This window comes from Streptomyces sp. NPDC110618, from assembly GCF_055657065.1.
The window spans coordinates 205,379-222,754 of sequence record NZ_JBVKBN010000008.1 but is presented as its reverse complement, the minus strand read 5'-3'; the positions used below and the strand labels follow the sequence as shown (position 1 = coordinate 222,754).

Below are 17,376 nucleotides of genomic sequence, written 5' to 3'. Positions count from 1 at the left end.
GCATTTTCGAGGGATGACCGAAAGGGACCCCATGGGCTGACGCCTACAGTCGTACAGTAGGTGCCGCGGGGGAATTCCTGGAGTGCGGATCAGAAATGTTGAACTGGTATTGCGGAAAGCCCGTGAATCCGGCCCGCCGATAAGCGCCGGAGGCGCTCCGCGTACGCCGTACGGGCTCAGTCCAGCGGCAGGCGCGCGCCGACCCGCCAGCCGCCGTCCCCGTACGGCCCGTACCGCAGGCTGCCGCCGATCGCCTCGGCCCGCTCGGCGAGACCGGCCAGACCCGTGCCGCCGCCCTGCCGTCCGCCCTCCCCGAGCGCTCCGCCGCCGGGCGGGGTGAGGGACGGGGCCTCGTTGGCCACCGACACGGTGAGCACCGGCGCCGGGGCGGCCTCCTCGCACCGCACGCGGACGGTCACCAGCGGAGTGGCGGCAGCGTGCCGGCGGACGTTGGTCAGCGCCTCGACCACGATCCGGTGCGCGGTGCTCGCCACCTCGCGTGGCACCCCGGCGATCTGCTCGTCCGTCAGATCGAGCTCCGCGCGCACCTCGGCCCGGCCCGTCTCACGGAACCGGTCGACGACATCGGCGATCTCCGGCAGCCCGTAGGCCTGCGTCTTGCCCTCGCCCGCCCGCTCGCGGTCGGCGGAGCCGTCGAGCATCCGTACGGTGCGGTCCATCGAACCGAGCGCCTGCAGCCCGGCCGCCTCGATCTGCTGGAGGATCGGCAGCACCTTCTCCGGCCGGTCCGCCCCGATCACCTGGGCCGCCTGCGCCAGCACCACGATGCCCGAGACGTCATGGGCCACGAAGTCGTGCAGATCGCGGGCGAGTTCGAGCCGCTGAGCGCGCCGCGCCTCCCGCACCGAGCGCAGCCGCCGGGACTCCAGGCTGCGCAGGTACCCGCCGATGGCGCCGGCCACGATCGCGCCGAGCGCGAAGAACACGCACTGCGCGGCGGTCTCCAGCCAGGTCGGCGGGACCTGGAGCCGCAGCAGCACGGTGGAGGCCAGCACCCCGAGAACCGGGCACAGCACGACGGCGGCGCGGGCCGGCGCGTACCGGGCCAGCAGGCACAGCAGCAGCATCGTGGCGGCGATCTCCACCAGGGTGGCCAGACCGGTCGACTGGCGCTGCACCGGGGGATCGCCGAGGGCGGTGCCCAGCGCGGAGGCCACCGCGACCGCCACGCCCACCGGCACCAACGGGACCCGGTCGCGCCAGCCCGCCACCGCCAGCGTGCCGAGCACGGCCACGGTCATCGGGACGACCGACCGCCAGCCGGCCCAGGCGCCAAAGGCCGCCGCGCCCACCACCGTGAGGACCGCGAGTACCGCGCAGAGCGCCCGGACGCCCGTACGGCGCGGACGGTCATCGGTGTGCCGGCTCATTCGCACCATGCTACTGAGTGCCGGTCAACTGCCTTACGGCGTCGGCAGCTTGCTGCCGAGAACGGCCACAGTCGCGCGGAAAGAGCTGTCAGGTTCCTGAAGCGCGGGCGGCGCGGCCGGGCGGTTCCCGGCCCCCGCGCCGCTTCTCCTGGCATTTAGCTGCCACCGCTGCCGCGTATACGGGGCCGTTTCGCATATTTCTCTAGACTTCCATCCCGGAAATGCCCGCTTTTTTTCGGGAGGGGACGAGAAATGCCTGGTGAATCAGGATCGGAACTGGAACGGCTGATGCCGGAATGGCATTTCCGTGAAGTGCACCGAGTTCCGGTCCCGGTGGCGACGGCCGACGTGATGAGGGCGGCTCACGCGACGACCTGGGCGGAGGCGCCGCTGGCCCGCGCCCTGGTGGCCCTCACCGGGGCCGACGTCTCGGCACACCGCCGTATCGTCCCCGACTTCCTCGGCACGATGGGCGAGGTGGTGCCCTGCCCCGACGAGGAGTTCCTGTTCGTGGGGGCGCAGGCGCCGGGCGACGTGCCCCGGCCGCCCGGCACCGTCCTGGAGATCGTGACCGGCTGCCACGACCCCGGCATCCTGAAGGTGGCGATGAACGTGCGGCACGCCCGGGGCGTGCTCAGCACCGAGACCCGGGTCCTGGCCACCGACGAGCGCACCCGGCGCCGGTTCGCCCCGTACTGGTACCTCGTGCGGTGGGGCAGCGGACTGACCCGCAGATCGATGCTGGCCGCCGTCCGCCGCCGCGTCCTGCGCGAGGCCGGCGGCTGACCACGCCGACACTCACCCGCGCGGGCCGCCCGCCGGGCTTTGGACGGTGCCTGCCGGCGGCCCGGCGGGCACCGGCATGTACCGCGGCAGCAGCCGCCACACCTGCGGTGTGTAGAAGTGGCCGCCGTCCAGCCGGGTGGCCGTGAAGGGGCCCGCGGCCCGGGCCCGCCAGGCGGCGACGTCCGCCTCGCCGAGGTCGTCGGCCACGCCGTGCAGCAGATGCAGCGGCGCGCGCAGCCGGTCCCCGCCGCGGTGGCGGCGGCTCTCCGCGGTCAGCAGGTCGGCGCGGAACACCTCCACGGCCATGGCCAGCAGCTCCGGCTCGCCGCGCACCGCCTCGGCCAGCTGCCCGGCACCCAGCATCCACCGCAGGAGTTCGTCGTCGGTGTTGCCCGAGTGCGGCGGCGGACCGCCAGGTCCGGACGGTTCACCGGGCGCGGGCGCCGCGGAGACCACCACCGCCTCGGGGGCGGGCAGACCGGTGCGTTCGGCGCGCAGCGCCAGGTCGAAGGCGACGTGGGCGCCCATGCTGTGCCCGAAGAGCACACACGCGCGCCCGCTCACCTCGCCGAGCGCGGCCAGGGCCCCGTCGAGCAGCTCGTCCCAGGAGCGCGCGCAGGGCTCGCCGTAGCGGGCCTCCCGTCCCGGGTAGCAGTACAGGGCGAGCTCGGTGTCCTCGCCGAGGACCTCCGCCCAGGGGCGGAAGGGGGCGGTGCCGCCCCCGCAGAAGCTGAGACAGAACAGGGTCCTGCGGGCCCGCGGTCGGGGCAGCGGGCGGATCAGGTGCCCGGGCATCCGGCCTCCTCGTGGTCTGTGCCGGCTCTGTTTTCCGCGTCGGCCCTGTTCGCGGTGCCGGTCGCCGTCTTCCGGCACCGGCCCTGCCCTCGGGGCCGGTCGCTGTCTTCCCGTGCCGGTTCTGTTGGCGGTGCCGGTCGCTGTCTTCCCGCGACGGCCCTGCTTTCGGTGCCGTCGCCGTCTTCCGGCACCGGCCCTGCCCTCGGTGCCGGTCGCTGTCTTCCCGTGCCGGCCCTGCCTTCGGGGCCGTCGCTGTCTTCCCGCGTCGTCGGCCGACAGCCGGACCGTAGCGGTCCGTGCCGGGCGGTGCCGCCGCCCGGGAAGAAATCTTCGATGCCCGGCCGTGCTCCCCGGCGCCCCGCCGTGACCCACGGTGGCCGCCGGTGACTGGACGGTGATCGCCTGCCTCCCGTGACGGGCCGGGGCCCGGCCGGACCGCCCGATTCCGGGGCGGGCGGCGGGCCGCGGGGGGTGGTGACGGAAAGCCGCGCAACACATTATTCAATTCTTCTCATTGAGATTTCTCGAACGTCCGGTCGGCGTGATTTCCGGCGGGCCTTGTCGGCGTGAATCACGGCTGCTTAAGGTCGAGCCGAATTGGGTGACCGTGCCAGGAAGGAAGAGGCTCATGGCCAATCCGTTCGAGGACGACGAAGCCGAGTACTACGTACTCGTCAATGACGAGGGGCAGCATTCCCTCTGGCCGGTGTTCGCCGAGATTCCGGCCGGCTGGCAGAAGGCGCACGGAGCGGCTGCCCGGCAGGAGTGCCTCGACTACGTCGAGCAGCACTGGACCGACATGCGCCCGCGGAGCCTGGCCGCCGCCATGGACGCCGGGGCCTCCTGAGGCAGCAGCCGGGACCACAGGACATCCCGGGACATGTGAAGCATCCGGAGAACCCGGAAGTACCCCGAAAAAAGACACCGGCCGAATCCGCCGCGTCGCACAACGAACCGTCTGGGAGAAAAACAGCATGCCGATACTTGCCGAAGACCGCCGGGCCGCCATCAAGGACATCGTCTGCGACATCCTCGAACTGGAGGAGGACGAGGTCACCGACACCAGCCTCTTCATCGACGACCACGGCGCCGACTCGCTGCGCGCCATCGAGATCCTCGCCTCCCTGGAGAAGGAATTCGGAATCACCATCGAGCAGTCGCAGCTGGCCGAAATGGTGAACCTGGAGGCGGTCTACAAGGTCGTCGCGGAGGCGCCCGCCCGCTGACCCGTCGTCCGGCCGATCCGAAGGTTTAAGGGGAAAGAAATGCCCTCAGTACGCCCCGGCGGTGCGACCGGGAAACGCCGGGTGGTCCTCACCGGCTTTGGAGTCATCTCCAGCATCGGCATCGGGGCCGAGGAGTTCACCGAGAGCCTGCGGGCCGGCCGCAGTGGGGTCAGCCCCATCTCACTGTTCGACGTGACGGGCTTCGCGCACGTCAACGGCTGCGAAGTGAAGGACTTCGAGCCGGGCCGGTGGATCTCCCGCACTCCGGTGCGGGAACTGGGACGCGCCAGCCGCTTCGCCGTGGCGGCGGCGGTCATGGCGCTGCGGGACGCCGGTCTGGACCCCGCGGAACTCGCCGGCCGACGGGGACTCGTCTCCGTCGGCACCACGGACGGCGAGTCCTACGAGCTGGACCGGCTGGTGGCCGCCGAACTCGCCGACGGGCCCGAGCACATGGACCCGGAGATCGTCCGGCGGGTCTCGGCGGCCCGGCTCTCCACCGCCATCGCCCACGAGCTCGACCTCACCGACGTGGAGGCCCCCACCATCGCCACCGCCTGCTCCGCGGGCAACTACGCGATCGGATACGGCTTCGACGCGGTGAGCTCGGGCGAGGTGGAGTACGCGCTGTGCGGTGGCGCCGACGCCATGTGCCGCAAGACCTTCACCGGCTTCTACCGGCTCGGCACCATCGCGCCGGAACAGTGCAGCCCGTTCGACGTCGACCGCAAGGGCATCCTCACCGGCGAGGGCGCCGGTGTGCTCGTCCTCGAAAGCCTGGACAGCGCCCTGGCCCGCGGTGCCACCATCTACGCCGAAGTGCTCGGCTACGGCCTCAACTGCGACGCCTACCACCAGGTCGCACCCAAGGGCGACAGCGTCGCCCAGTGCATGAGCCTCGCCCTGCAGAACGCCGGGGTGAAGCCCGACGAGGTCGATCTCATCTCGGCCCACGGCACCGGCACCAAGGCCAACGACGTCACCGAGGCCAACGCCATCCGCGAGGTGTTCGGCGACGCGCCGCCCCGCACCGTCTCGCTGAAGTCGATGCTCGGTCACACCATGGGCGCCGCCAGCGCGCTCGGCGCGATCGCCTGCGGACTGGCCATCACCCACGGTTTCGTCCCGCCGACCATCAACCACCGGCGCACCGACCCCGAGTGCCGGATCGACTGCGTGCCCAACCACGCCGTCGAGGCCGACCTGCGGATCGTCCAGAACAACGGCCTCGCCTTCGGCGGCAACAACGCCATCGTCATCCTCGGCCGCTACGACGGGGACGGTGGGCCCCGGTGACGTACCCCATCATCGGCACCGGAGCGGTCGCCGCCATCGGCGCGGAACCCGCCGGCATCTTCGACAGCCTGTGCGCCGGGCGCAGCGGACTCGGTCCGCTCAAGGCCTTCGACCGCACCCGCTTCCGGGCCCAGCAGCTCTTCGAGATCGACGACCGGGCGCACGAGGGCGTCGACGAACCGGGCCGCGCCACCCGCTTCCTGGTCGAGGCGGTACGCCAGGCCGTCCGGGACGCGGGCCTGCCCGAGGACCTCGCGGGCATACCGGTGCTGATCGGCACCGGGCTGCGCGAACTGCGCTCGCTGGAACTGTGGTGGCGTGACGGCGTCCCCCTGGACGCCGACGGACTCCACTTCGAGGGTGCCCTGCGCGAGGAGTTCGGCGCCGACGACACCCACACCTTCGCGGGCGCCTGCTCGGCCTCCCTGTACGCCCTGGCGCTCGGCTGGGACCTGCTGGAACTCGGCGAGGCCGACACGGTGGTCGTCGCGGGCTGCGACGCGGTCACCGAGAGCATGTTCGGCCTGGCCGACCGCGTCCAGTTCGACCCGCCGCCCGCCGTACGCCCCTTCGACGCCGACCGCCGCGGCACCATCCTCGGCGAGGGCGCCGCCGCCGTCGTCCTCACCCGGGACGCCGGCGACCGGCCGGTACGCGGCCTGCTGCGGTCGGTGGCCGTCAACTGCGACGCCCACCACCAGACCGCCCCTGACACCGCCGGCGTCACCGCCGCCGTACGCGAGGCGCACCGGCGCGCCGGAACCGGCCCCGGCGAGATCGACCTGGTGGTCCTGCACGCGACCGGCACCCCCCTCAACGACCGCACCGAGGCCGAGGTGACCGCCGAGGTCTTCGCCGGTGCCCGGCCCGCCCTCACCGGCATCAAGTCGCTGACCGGACACACCTCCGGCTCGGCCGGACTGCTCAGCCTGATCACGGCCCTGCGCTGTATCGAGACCGGCACCGTGCCCGGCATCGCGGGCCTCGCCGAGCCCATGGCCGAGGCCGCCGGGCTGCACGTCGTGGCGGGCGGCCCCCTGTCCGCGCCCGTGCGCCTGGCCCAGGTCAACGGTTTCGGCTTCGGCGGGGTCAACGCCGTGGCCGTGGTGGGAGGTACGGCATGACACCCGCCGTCACCGGCGTCGCCGTCGCGCTGCCCGGCGCCCACGACGCGGCCGCCCTGCTGCGGCCGGCTCCGCCCGGCGCCGACCCCGTCGACCCCGCCGCCTTCATCGGCCGCAAGGGCCTGCGCTTCAAGGACCGCGCCACCCGGCTCGGCCTGCACCTCGCCCACCTCGCCCTCACCGACGCCGGGCTGCTCGACGGCGGCCGGCCGACCGTGCCCGGCGACCGGATCGCCGCCGTGGTCAGTTCCAACCTGGGCAACGCGGACACCGTGTGCCGGGTGACCGCGACCATCGCCGAGGAGTCCACCGCGGCCCTCAGCCCGATGGACACCCCCAACGCGTCCAGCAACATCATCGCTTCGGAGACCGCCATCCGCTTCGGGCTGCGCGGCCCCAACCTGACGGTGTGCAACGGCCGTTCCTCCGGACTGGACGCGCTGCGCTGGGCCTGCGTACTGCTGCGCTCCGGCCGCGCCGACCACGTCCTCGTCACCGGCGTGGAACCGGACAACGAGGTCACCCGCAGGCTCGTCGGCGGCCCCGTCGCCGACGGCGGCGCCGCCGTCGTACTCAGCCGCACCCCCGCCGCACACCCCGCGCGTGCCCTGCTCGGCCCGCTGGTGCGCACCGCCCGCCCGGCGGACACCGCCGCCGCCCTCACCGCACACCAGCCGGACGGCGGGCTCTGGCTCGGCCCGGGTCCGTTACCGCCCGGGGCCCGGCGGATCGACCTGGACACCTGGGGCGAACTCTCCGGAGCGCTCGGCGTCGTCCAGTGCGCCGCCGCGACCGCCGTCTTCGCCCAGGACGCCGGCCACCGCGTCGTCCACGCCCTGGCCGGCGCCGCCGGAGCGGCCCTGCTCGCCCCGGAGCCCGCCCGATGAGAGACATCGTCCTGCTGCACGGGCTGGCCAACAACGAGGCGGTCTGGTCCGGCCTCGCCGGCCACTGGGGGCCGGACGTGCGGATCCACGCGCCCCGGCTGCCCTGGCACGGCGGCGGTATCGCCGACTGGCGCCACGAGACCGACTCCACGGCCCGCCTGGCCGAGGTCCTGGACCGCCTGCCCCGCCGGCCCGACCTGGTGGTGGCCCACTCCTTCAGCTCCGTGCTGCTGCTGGACCTGCTCGGCCGCCGCGCCGCGGCGGGGCAGCCGCCGGACGTGCCCGCGGTCGTCCTCGTCAACCCCTTCTACCGGGACGACGCCGACGACTTCCACTGGGACATGATCGCGCCGACCCTGGACGACTTCCCGCGGACCATGGCCGAGTCGATCCGGCTGCGCAGCCCCGGCCGCCCCATCGACCCCGCGCTCCTGACGGACATGGCCCGGCGGATGACCGAGTGGATCGGCCCCTACGGCTGGCTGAGGTTCTTCGAGACCTATCTGCGCACCCCGCTCTTCCCGGTCGGGCTGATCACCACCCCGGCCCTGGTGATCGGCGGCGAGGACGACCGGTCCGCGCCCGTCGAGGAGGCCCGCCGGCTGGCCGCCGCGCTGCCCTCGGCCCGGTGCGAGACCGTCCCCGGCTGCGGCCACTTCCCGATGCTCCAGCGGCCCGAGTGGTTCACCGCCGCCGTGCACGCCTTCCTCGACCGGCTCCCGCCCCCCGACCACCTCCTCGCCGCGCCCTCCCACCCGGCCGGCCACGCCTGAACCCCGCCCCGGCCGACCCGAAACGCCCCGACACGAAGGAGTCCGTGATGGACACGACGCTGCACCCCGCGGTGACGGCGCTGCTCCACACCCCGACGACAGCGCGGCTGCGCCCCCTGTTCGAAGGCAACAACATCAGCTACGCCATCGGCTTCAAGCACATCAACTACGTCGCCGAGGCCGCCGTGCTGGACCACTTCCGGCAGGCCGGACTGCCCGTCGGAGACCTCTACCGGCGTCACGGGCTCGGCTTCGACGTGGTCGACATCCGCTCCCGGCTCGCCGCGCTGCTCGCCGTGGACGACGAGGTCGAGGCGGTCGTCACGCCCCGGACCGGGGAGGACGCCCACCGCTTCCGGTTCCGCGTCGAGCAGTACGTCCAACGCGACGGCCACCGGGTGCGCTGCGCCGACTCCACCGTCGTGGTGGCGCTGCGGATCGACGGCCACATCGCGCCCGAGGAACCCTGCCCGGCCGGCCTGGAACGCTTCACCACCGCCCGCCTCGGCGAGGGCGAGCGCCTGGAACTCGCCGCGACCCCCGTGCCGTACGGCTCCCTCAGCGCGGGCCGCGGCACCGGCGCCGACCCCGTACTGAACGAACTCGTCGGCGAGACCAACGCGTTCGGCTGGCGCTGGCGCGTCGGCTACTTCTACTGCCACTACAACGAACGCGTCCAGATGTCCGGCTTCCTGCGGATCATGGAGGAGGTCGAGGACCTCTTCCTCGCCGACCGGGGCCTGGCCATCAAGAAGGTCCTGGACACCAAGGGCTGGATCCCCGTCGTCACCCAGTCCCGCATCGAGATCCTCGACGAGACGGTGATGGAGGAGGAGCTGTACACCGTCTACACGGTCGAGGACATCTTCAAGACGCTGCTCTACACCACCCGCATGGACTGCTACGTCCTGCGCGACGGGACGCTGGTGAAGACCGCCACCGGCACCATCACCCACGGCTACCTTCACGAGGTCGCGCCCAACCAGTGGGAGATGGCCGAGTTCGACGAGGCCACCGTCGACGCCCTCACCACGCCCCGCAAGGCGGCGTCATGACCACCGCGGCCACCGGACGACCGGTGATCACCGGCTGGTCGGCGGTCTCCCCGTACGGCATCGGCGCCGAGGCGTTCGCCGAGGGACTGCACGCCCGGCGCTCCACCGCCCAGCCCGTGGACACCGCGCGCTGGGACGTGCCCGCCGGCCGCGCCCACCTCGTGCCCGGCTTCGAGGTCCGCGAAGTGCTCGGCAAGAAGGGCACCCGCTCCATGGACCGGGTCACCGGCCTGGCCGTGACCGCCGTCGGCTCCCTGCTCGACCAGCCGGGCGCCCGGCGCGAGACGGAGACCGGTGAGCGGGCCGCCCTGGTGCTCGCCACCACCACCGGCAGCGCCGCCAGCATGATGGACTTCACCCGCAGCTCCCTGGAGGGCGACCAGCCCTACGACGTCGACCCGGCCGTGATGCCCAACGCGGTGATGAACTGCGCGGCCGGCCAGTGCGCCATCTGGTACGGCATCAAGGGCCCCAACACCACGCTGGCCGGCGGACGGGCGGGCGGCCTGCTCGCCCTCAACTACGCCACCCGCCTGCTGGCCACCGGCCGCGCGGACAGCGTGCTCTGCGGCTCCGCCGAGGAGTACTCGCACGCCCGGTACTGGCTGGAACGGCACAGCCGGGGCGCCGAGGCCCCCGACGTCGTCCTCGGCGAGGGCGCCGCCGTCCTGCTGGTGCAGCCGGCCGAGGCCGCCGCCCCCGAACGGCCCGCCCTCGCCGAGGTGCTGGCGGTCCGCTCCCGGATGGCCACCGGCAGCCGGGTCCGCACGGTGCTGGAGGACTGCGTGCGCTCCGCGCTGGAGGCGGCCGGGAGCAGTCCGGACCAGGTGTGGGCCGCGGTGCCCGGCGACGCGCCCGGTCTCCTCGGCCACCTGGAACGCGAGACCCTCTCCGCGGTCTGCGGGGACGAGGCACTGCGACGGGTGCCAGCCGTCGGCCGGATCGGCGATCTGGCCGCCGCCAGCGCCCAGTTCCAGATCGCCGCGCTGCTCGCCGTCGCCGCCCGCGACCCGGAAGCGGCCGGCCGCATCGCCCTGGTGACGTCCGCGGACCGCGACGGCTCCCTGGTCTGCGCGGTACTGCGGACGGCGGACCCCCGATGACGGCCGCGACACCTTCGCTCGCCCCGGCCGGCACCGCCAGCCCGGTGGCCGCCGAGGTACGCATCGAGTCCCGCACCGAGGACGGACTCCCCGCGACGGCGAGCGTCGAGATCCGCGCCGACGAACCGGTGTTCGCCGGCCACTACCCCAACTTCCCCATCTTCCCCGGCGTCTGCGTCCTCGAATGCGTCCGCCGGGCCGCGGCCGACGCCGCCCCCGGCCCCCTCACGGCCGTGGAGTCGGCCCGCTTCGCCGCACCCGTCCTGCCCGGCGACACCCTCACCCTCACCCTCACCTGGCGTACGGCCGACACCGGTTGGCGCTGCGACGCGGTCGCCGCCACCGCACGCGGCCGGGCGGCCAGGGTCAGACTGCGCTTCGCCGCACCGGGAGGCACCCGATGAACACCGCCCAGGTGGCCGGTGTGCTCCCGCACCGCTACCCCATGCTCCTGGTGGACCGGGTCACCGAACTGGTCCCCGGCCGGAGCATCCGCACGCTGAAGGCCGTCACCGTCAACGAGCCCTGGTACGCCGCCGCGCCCGCCGGAGCCGCATACCCGCAGGCCCTGATCGTCGAGTCCTGGGGACAGTCGGCGGGGCTGCTCGCCCTGGACGGGCAGGCCGCGCCCGAGGGACAGGTGATGCTGTTCGGCTCGGTGGCCGACGCCGAGTTCCACCACCCCGTCCTCCCCGGCGACCTCCTGGAGCACCGGGTCCGCGTCCGGCGGGCCCTGACCGACTCGGTGGTCTTCGAGGGAAGCAGCCACCGCGGCGACGACACCGTGATGACCGTCTCCCGCATGGTGATGGCCTTCCGGCCGCCCGGGGCGCTGCGCCCCGCGACCACCCCCGTACCCCTGACCGGCACAACCCGAGAAGAGGCCCGACGATGACCGAACCCAGGCCCGTGGCCCTGATCAGCGGGGGCACCCGAGGCATCGGCCGGGCGGTGGTGCTCCGGCTCGCGGCCGACGGCTACGACGTCAGCTTCTGCTACCACAGCAGCCAGGAGGCCGCCGAGGTCCTCGCCAAGGAGGCCGAGGCCCTCGGCGTACGCGCACTGCACCAGCGCGTCGACGTCGCCGACCCCGCGGCCGTACGCGGCTGGGTCGAGCGCACCGAGACGGACCTCGGCCCCGTGGAGACCGCCGTCACCTCGGCCGGCATCACCCGCGACAAGGCCCTGGTGATGATGTCCGACGACGAATGGAGGTCGGTGCTCGCCACCAACCTCGACGGCGTCTTCCACGTCTGCCGCGCCGCCGCCTTCCCGATGATGAAGCGGCGCCGCGGCTCGCTCGTCAACATCTCCTCCGTGGCCGGTGTGTACGGCAACGCCACCCAGACCAACTACGCCGCCTCCAAGGCCGGAATCATCGGCTTCTCCAAGTCCCTCGCCAAGGAGATCGGCCGCTACGGCATCCGCGTCAACGTGGTGGCCCCCGGCTTCGTGGACACCGACATGGTGGCCGCCGTGCCGGAGCGGCTGCGCGCGGAGGCGCTCGCTGGGGTGGCGCTCGGCCGGATGGGCACCGCCGACGAGGTGGCCGACCTCGTGGCCTTCCTCGCCGGGCCGCGCGCCGCCTACATGACCGGGTCCGTGGTCCAGATCGACGGGGGGATAGCACTGTGAGCACGATCAGAGGGCGCAAGAAGCACCCCAGGTGGTACTTCTCGCTGCGCAGCCCGTACTCCTGGTTCGCCTACCGGGACCTCACCGAGAAGTACCCGGACGTCCTCGACCGCATCGAGTGGATCCCCTACTGGGAGCCCGACGAGGAGTCCACCCGGATGCTCGCCGACGCGGGGATCACGCTGCCGGTGATGCCGATGCACCGCACCAAGAACTTCTACATCCTGCGCGACGCCCGCCGCTGGGCGCACGCCCGCGGCTGGCAGGTGACCTGGCCGGTGGACCGCGCGCCGCACTGGGAGGTCTCCCACCTCGCCTACCTCGCGGCCGAGGAACAGGGCCTGGGCCGGCGCTTCGTGGAGCTGGCCTACCGGGCCCGCTGGACGCAGGGCCGGGACCTGGCGGAGCGCGGGACCATCGCCGCCATCGCCCGCGAACTCGGCCTCGACCCGGCGATCGCCGACTCCGTCGACGACCCCGACCTGCGCATCAAGGGCGTGGAGTGCCTGATCGCCGCCTACCACGACGACGCCTTCGGCGTGCCGTTCTTCGTCCACGGCCGTGAGCCGTTCTGGGGCGCCGAGCGGGTGGGCGCCTTCGTGGCCGCCGTACGCGGCGAGAACTGGGACGGCGTGAGCGACGCCCCGTTCGACGCGCTGCCCCACCAGGCGGCCCCGGACGCCGGCCGCACGGCCTGACAGGAGGAGCGATGACCACCACCGCGTCCCCCCAGCGCGTCGTCCCCCGCTGGGTGCCCCCGGCCCCCGGCGCGGAGCGCGCCGACTGGGCCGAACTGACCCGTCCCGTCCCGCCGCGCCTGGCCGCCCGGGTCCGGCTGCTGGCCCGCCGCACCGGCGTGGGCTGGGAGCACGCGCTGCTCGCCGCGCACACCGCCGTGCTGAGCGCCCTGAGCGGCGAACGCGCCCTCCTCACCGGCTGGGTACCGCCGGCCGGCGGCCCGGCGACCGCCCGCGCCGTCGCTCTCGACGGCGAGACCTGGCGCGAGCTGCTCACCGCCTCCGCCCGCACCGCCGGTGACCCCGCCGACGGTCCCTTCGAGACCGTCCTCGACCTCGGCCCGGCCGGGCCCGGCCGGCCGCCCGGCGCCGTCCTGGTCACCGGCGTACGCGGCGACGCCGACGGCCCCGAACTGGTGCTGCGTCACCGCGCCGACGTCCTGGACGCCGAGGCGGCCGACCGTGTCGCCGGGTACTACCTGGCCGCGCTGACCGCGCTGGCCGAGACCCCCGACGCGCCCGCCCGCGCGCGCGGCCTGCTCTCCGACGCCGAGCACCACCACCAGATCCACGAGCTGGGCGGCCCGCGAAAGGAGCTGCCCGACCGGCGGTTCCACCAGCTGTTCGAGGAACAGGCCGCCCTGCGGCCCGCGGACGTGGCCGCCGTGCACGCCGGCCGGAGCTGGACCTACGCGGAGCTCAACGCCCAAGCCAACCGGATCGCCCACGCGGTCCTGGCCCGTGACCTCGGTCCCGAGGCCGTCGTCGCCGTCGTCACCGAGCGCACCCTCGACTGGCTCGCCTGCGTCATCGGCGTACTCAAGGCCGGCGCCGCCTATCTGCCGGTCGAGCCGCACGCCCCGGCCGACCGGATGGCCCGGACCCTGGCCCGCAGCGGCTGCCGGCTCGTGCTGACCGAGGAAGGCTGCCAGGAGCGGCCGGCGGGGATCGTGCCGCCCGGCACCGAAGTCCTCACCACGGCCGCCGCCTTCGCCGAGGACCGCCCCGGGACGAATCCCGGCGTCGCCGTCGGCCCCGGCCGTCTCGCCTACCTGTACTTCACCTCCGGCTCCACCGGCGAGCCCAAGGGCGCCATGTGCGAGCACGCCGGGTTCGTCAACCACCTCCTCGCCAAGATCGAGGACCAGGAGATCGGCGCCGGACAGGTCGTGGCGCAGACCGCCCCGCAGTCCTTCGACATCTCCCTGTGGCAGCTGCTGGCCGCCCTCGTCGTGGGCGGCACCACCCTGATCGTCGAACAGGAGGCGATCCTCGACGTCGACCGCTGCCTCGACACCCTCGAACAGGGCGGCGTCGCGGTCTGGCAGGTCGTCCCGTCGTACCTGGAGGTGGTGCTCAGCCGCCTGGAGGAACAGCCCCGCGAACTGCCCGCCCTGCGCCGGGTGTCGGTCACCGGCGAGGCGCTGAAGAAGGAACTCGCCGTCCGCTGGTTCGCGCGCTTCCCGCACGTCCCCCTGATGAACGCCTACGGCCTGACCGAGACCAGCGACGACACCAACCACGAGGTCATGACCGCCGTACCCGTGTGGGACTCCGTCCCGCTCGGCCGGCCCGTGCGCAACGTCGACGTGTACGTCGTCGACGACGAACTGCGCCCCGTGCCCCTCGGCGCCCCCGGCGAGATCGTCTTCTCCGGGGTCTGCGTGGGCCGCGGCTACGTCAACGACCCCGAGCGCACCGCCCAGGCCTTCACTGAGGACCCGCACCGGCCGGGCCGGCGGCTCTACCGCTCGGGCGACTTCGGCCGCTGGCTGCCCGGCGGCACCCTGGAGTTCCTCGGCCGCCGCGACGCCCAGGTCAAGATCCGCGGGTTCCGCATCGAGATCGGTGAGATCGAGAACCAGTTGCTGCGGCTGCCCGGCGTCCGCGACGGCGCCGTCGTCGTCGCCGACGTGCCCGACCGGGGCCGTCACCTCGTCGCCTTCCAGTGCGGGTCGGCGCACCCCTCGGACAGCCTGCGCGAGCGGCTGGCTCCGGCCCTGCCCGCCTACATGGTGCCGAGCCGCGTCGAAGCCCTCGACGCCCTGCCGCTCACCGCCAACGGCAAGACGGACCGGCGCGCCCTGCGCGAGCTGGCCGTCGGTCTCCTGGCCGGGCAGGACCAGCCGGACGCGGCGGACCGGGAGGCGCCGCGCACCGACACCGAACGCCGGCTCGCCGCCGCCTGGGCCGAGGTCCTCTCCCTGCCCGTGGAGCGGATCGCACGCGCCGACAGCTTCTTCGACCTCGGCGGCACCTCGCTGGCCGCGGTCCGGCTCGTCGTCCGTATGGAACGCGCCTTCACCCTGCGGGACATGACCCGCCGTCCGGCCCTCGCGGACCTGGCCGCCTTCCTCGACGACCCGCGGCAGGAGACCCCCGACGAGTCCGGCGCCGCCACCGCGGACCGGGCCGACGGGGCAGCCGGCCCCACCGCGCCCGCCGCCGCGCCCCGCACCGCCGTGGACGCCGAACCCTTCCCGGTCGTACGCACCGAGGGCCGCCCCGCGATCCTCTCGCTCGACGGGCCCGCACCGGCCGACCCGGCGGCCTGGGCCGCCGCACACGCAGGCCGGCTGCGCGCCACCGTCGCCGAGCACGGTGCGCTCCTGGTGCGCGGCCTCGGCCTCGCCGACCCGGACACCGTCGGCCGGGTCGGCCGCGCCCTGCTGCACGAGGTGATGACCGAACGCGAGGGCTTCGCACCGCGCCGCCCCCTCGCCGACGGCGTCCACTCCTCCTCGGAGTGGCCCGTCGACCAGCCCATGTGCATGCACCACGAACTCAGTTACGCCCGTGAGGTCCCCGGCACCCTGCTCTTCGCCTGCCTCACCGCGCCCGAGTCGGGCGGCGCCACCGGGGTCAGTGACTCCGCCGAGGTGCTCGCCGCGCTCCCGCCCGAACTGGTGGCCCGCTTCGAGACCGAGGGCTGGCTGGTCGAGCGCAACTACACCGAGACCGTCGGCGTCGGCCTGGCCGCCGCCTTCGGCACCGACGACCGCGCCGCCGTCGCGGCCTACTGCGCGGACCGGGGCATCGAATGCCACTGGCAGCCCAACGGCGACCTGCGCACCCGGCAGCGCGCCGCCGCCGTCCTCACCCACCCGGTCACCGGCCGCCGCGGCTGGTTCAACCAGATCGCCTTCCTCAACGAATGGACCCTCGACCCGGTCATCCGCGAGTACCTCACCTTCGAGTTCGGCGCCGACGGACTGCCGTTCAACAGCCGCTACGGCTCCGGCGACCGCCTCGACGAGGACACGGTCCTCACCATCAACGGCGTCTACGAGAAGCACACGCTCCGCGAGCCGTGGCGGGACGGCGACCTCATGATCGTCGACAACCTGCGGATGGCGCACAGCCGTGAACCGTACGAGGGGGAGCGGCGGATCGCCGTCGTCCTCGGCGACCCCGTGACCGTGCCCGCGCACCCCTGAGCCCCGGCCCGCCCACCGTTCCCGGCCGGGCGCGCCCGCGGCGCCCGGCCCCACCACTCACCCGATGGAGCAACCATGTCCCCCCAGCCGAAGGTGCCCCCGTTCGCCGTCATCACCGGCGCACAGGTGGCCGAGGTGCTCACCGGCGGCGAGAAGCAGGTCGTCGACCTGGTCGACCAGGTCTACCGGCTGCACGGCCGGGGCGATTCGGTCAACCCGCCCTCGTACTTCCTGCGCTTCCCCGACCGGCCGAACGCGCGCATCATCGCCCTGCCGGCCTCGGTCGGCGGCGACCGGCCCACCGACGGCCTGAAATGGATCTCCAGCTTCCCGGACAACGTCGCCGCCGGTATCCCGCGGGCGTCGGCCGTCCTCATCCTCAACGACCCGGCGACCGGCTACCCGATCGCCTGCCTGGAGAGCTCCATCATCAGCGCCTCCCGGACCGCCGCGTCCGCCGCGCTGGCCGCCGACCGCCTCAGCCGGGGCCGCAGGCCGCGCCGGGTCGGCTTCATCGGCGCCGGACTGATCGGCCGCTACATCCACCGCTATCTGGAGGCGACCGGCTGGACCTTCGACGCGGTCGGCGTCCACGACCTCTCGGCGCAGCACGCGGGCGCGTTCGCCCACTACCTCGCCGACCGCCCCGGCGACGCCCCCGTCGTGGTGCACGAGTCCGCCGAGCGGCTCGTCCGCGACAGCGACCTCGTCGTCCTGGCCACCGTCGCCCCCCGCCCCCATCTGCACGACCCGGCCTGGTTCGCGCACAACCCGCTGGTCCTCAACGTCTCGCTGCGCGACCTCGCCCCCGAGATCCTGCTCGCCTCCGCCAACGTCCTCGACGACGTGGAGCACTGCCTGAAGGCCGACACCTCCCCCCACCTGGCGGAACAGCTCACCGGCGGGCGGGACTTCATCGACGGCACGCTCTGCGACGTCCTGGAGGGCCGGCTCGAACTGCCCGACGACCGGCCCGTCGTCTTCTCGCCGTTCGGTCTCGGCGTCCTCGACCTCGCGCTCGGCCGGTACGTGCACGACACCCTCCGCGACGGCGGCGGGCTGCGGACCGTCGAGGGCTTCTTCCACGAGCTGGACCGCTACGGCCGCCCGACGCCCGACGGAACCCGGTGA

General features: G+C 73.7%; 17 protein-coding genes. 15 read left to right on the top strand and 2 right to left on the bottom strand.

All coding sequences use genetic code 11. The features are described 5' to 3' along the window. Positions 1 to 176 precede the first annotated feature (176 nt). Positions 177 to 1,391 (bottom strand): sensor histidine kinase, encoded by a 1,215-nt coding sequence (locus ACZ7L7_RS17460; RefSeq protein ID WP_472076360.1) that lies wholly within the window; start codon positions 1,389 to 1,391, stop codon positions 177 to 179. A gap of 288 nt (positions 1,392 to 1,679) precedes the next feature. Here ACZ7L7_RS17460 and ACZ7L7_RS17455 point away from each other — a divergent pair, with 288 nt between their 5' ends. Continuing rightward, complete coding sequence (locus tag ACZ7L7_RS17455) at positions 1,680 to 2,177, top strand: hypothetical protein (RefSeq protein ID WP_453602518.1); 498 nt, start codon at positions 1,680 to 1,682, stop codon at positions 2,175 to 2,177. A gap of 12 nt (positions 2,178 to 2,189) precedes the next feature. On the opposite strand, the gene ACZ7L7_RS17450 is transcribed toward ACZ7L7_RS17455, so the two are convergent. Next, on the bottom strand, positions 2,190 to 2,972 hold the full coding sequence (locus tag ACZ7L7_RS17450; RefSeq protein WP_285513383.1) for a thioesterase II family protein: 783 nt from the start codon (positions 2,970 to 2,972) through the stop codon (positions 2,190 to 2,192). A gap of 628 nt (positions 2,973 to 3,600) precedes the next feature. Between ACZ7L7_RS17450 and ACZ7L7_RS17445 the strand changes: the two genes are divergently transcribed. The 14 genes from ACZ7L7_RS17445 (at position 3,601) to sbnB (ending at position 17,376) form a co-directional block, all read left to right on the top strand. Beyond that, positions 3,601 to 3,819: an MbtH family protein gene (locus ACZ7L7_RS17445; RefSeq protein ID WP_471429497.1), complete on the top strand. Its 219-nt coding sequence runs from the start codon at positions 3,601 to 3,603 to the stop codon at positions 3,817 to 3,819. A gap of 127 nt (positions 3,820 to 3,946) precedes the next feature. Continuing rightward, on the top strand, positions 3,947 to 4,198 hold the full coding sequence (locus ACZ7L7_RS17440) for an acyl carrier protein (RefSeq protein ID WP_285513385.1): 252 nt from the start codon (positions 3,947 to 3,949) through the stop codon (positions 4,196 to 4,198). A gap of 39 nt (positions 4,199 to 4,237) precedes the next feature. Further along, positions 4,238 to 5,494 carry a beta-ketoacyl-[acyl-carrier-protein] synthase family protein gene (locus ACZ7L7_RS17435; protein ID WP_285513386.1) on the top strand — a complete coding sequence of 419 codons (1,257 nt, stop codon included), beginning with the start codon at positions 4,238 to 4,240 and terminating at the stop codon, positions 5,492 to 5,494. After that, a complete protein-coding gene (locus ACZ7L7_RS17430) occupies positions 5,491 to 6,618 on the top strand; it encodes a beta-ketoacyl synthase N-terminal-like domain-containing protein (protein ID WP_285513387.1) in 1,128 nt (375 codons plus the stop codon). Before ACZ7L7_RS17435 ends, ACZ7L7_RS17430 begins: the two co-directional genes overlap by 4 nt. Then, a complete protein-coding gene (locus ACZ7L7_RS17425; RefSeq protein WP_472076356.1) occupies positions 6,615 to 7,505 on the top strand; it encodes a beta-ketoacyl synthase N-terminal-like domain-containing protein in 891 nt (296 codons plus the stop codon). The genes ACZ7L7_RS17430 and ACZ7L7_RS17425 overlap by 4 nt, the downstream gene beginning before the upstream one ends. Beyond that, positions 7,502 to 8,278 (top strand): alpha/beta fold hydrolase, encoded by a 777-nt coding sequence (locus ACZ7L7_RS17420; RefSeq protein ID WP_472076354.1) that lies wholly within the window; start codon positions 7,502 to 7,504, stop codon positions 8,276 to 8,278. Before ACZ7L7_RS17425 ends, ACZ7L7_RS17420 begins: the two co-directional genes overlap by 4 nt. A gap of 47 nt (positions 8,279 to 8,325) precedes the next feature. Then, positions 8,326 to 9,333: an acyl-CoA thioesterase family protein gene (locus ACZ7L7_RS17415; RefSeq protein WP_285513390.1), complete on the top strand. Its 1,008-nt coding sequence runs from the start codon at positions 8,326 to 8,328 to the stop codon at positions 9,331 to 9,333. Further along, positions 9,330 to 10,436 carry a beta-ketoacyl synthase N-terminal-like domain-containing protein gene (locus ACZ7L7_RS17410; protein WP_472076352.1) on the top strand — a complete coding sequence of 369 codons (1,107 nt, stop codon included), beginning with the start codon at positions 9,330 to 9,332 and terminating at the stop codon, positions 10,434 to 10,436. Before ACZ7L7_RS17415 ends, ACZ7L7_RS17410 begins: the two co-directional genes overlap by 4 nt. Next, the gene (locus ACZ7L7_RS17405; protein WP_285513392.1) at positions 10,433 to 10,840 is read left to right on the top strand and encodes a 3-hydroxyacyl-ACP dehydratase FabZ family protein; all 408 of its coding nucleotides are present in this window, start codon (positions 10,433 to 10,435) and stop codon (positions 10,838 to 10,840) included. Before ACZ7L7_RS17410 ends, ACZ7L7_RS17405 begins: the two co-directional genes overlap by 4 nt. Continuing rightward, positions 10,837 to 11,331: a 3-hydroxyacyl-ACP dehydratase FabZ family protein gene (locus ACZ7L7_RS17400; protein WP_472076350.1), complete on the top strand. Its 495-nt coding sequence runs from the start codon at positions 10,837 to 10,839 to the stop codon at positions 11,329 to 11,331. The genes ACZ7L7_RS17405 and ACZ7L7_RS17400 overlap by 4 nt, the downstream gene beginning before the upstream one ends. Further along, on the top strand, positions 11,328 to 12,071 hold the full coding sequence (fabG, locus tag ACZ7L7_RS17395) for a 3-oxoacyl-ACP reductase FabG (RefSeq protein WP_285513394.1): 744 nt from the start codon (positions 11,328 to 11,330) through the stop codon (positions 12,069 to 12,071). The genes ACZ7L7_RS17400 and fabG overlap by 4 nt, the downstream gene beginning before the upstream one ends. Continuing rightward, positions 12,068 to 12,769, top strand: a complete 702-nt coding sequence (locus ACZ7L7_RS17390) for a DsbA family protein (RefSeq protein WP_471429503.1) — start codon at positions 12,068 to 12,070, stop codon at positions 12,767 to 12,769. The genes fabG and ACZ7L7_RS17390 overlap by 4 nt, the downstream gene beginning before the upstream one ends. An 11-nt stretch (positions 12,770 to 12,780) precedes the next feature. Continuing rightward, on the top strand, positions 12,781 to 16,245 hold the full coding sequence (locus ACZ7L7_RS17385; RefSeq protein WP_472076348.1) for a non-ribosomal peptide synthetase: 3,465 nt from the start codon (positions 12,781 to 12,783) through the stop codon (positions 16,243 to 16,245). Between the two features lie 75 nt (positions 16,246 to 16,320). Next, positions 16,321 to 17,376: a 2,3-diaminopropionate biosynthesis protein SbnB gene (gene sbnB / locus ACZ7L7_RS17380; protein WP_285513397.1), complete on the top strand. Its 1,056-nt coding sequence runs from the start codon at positions 16,321 to 16,323 to the stop codon at positions 17,374 to 17,376.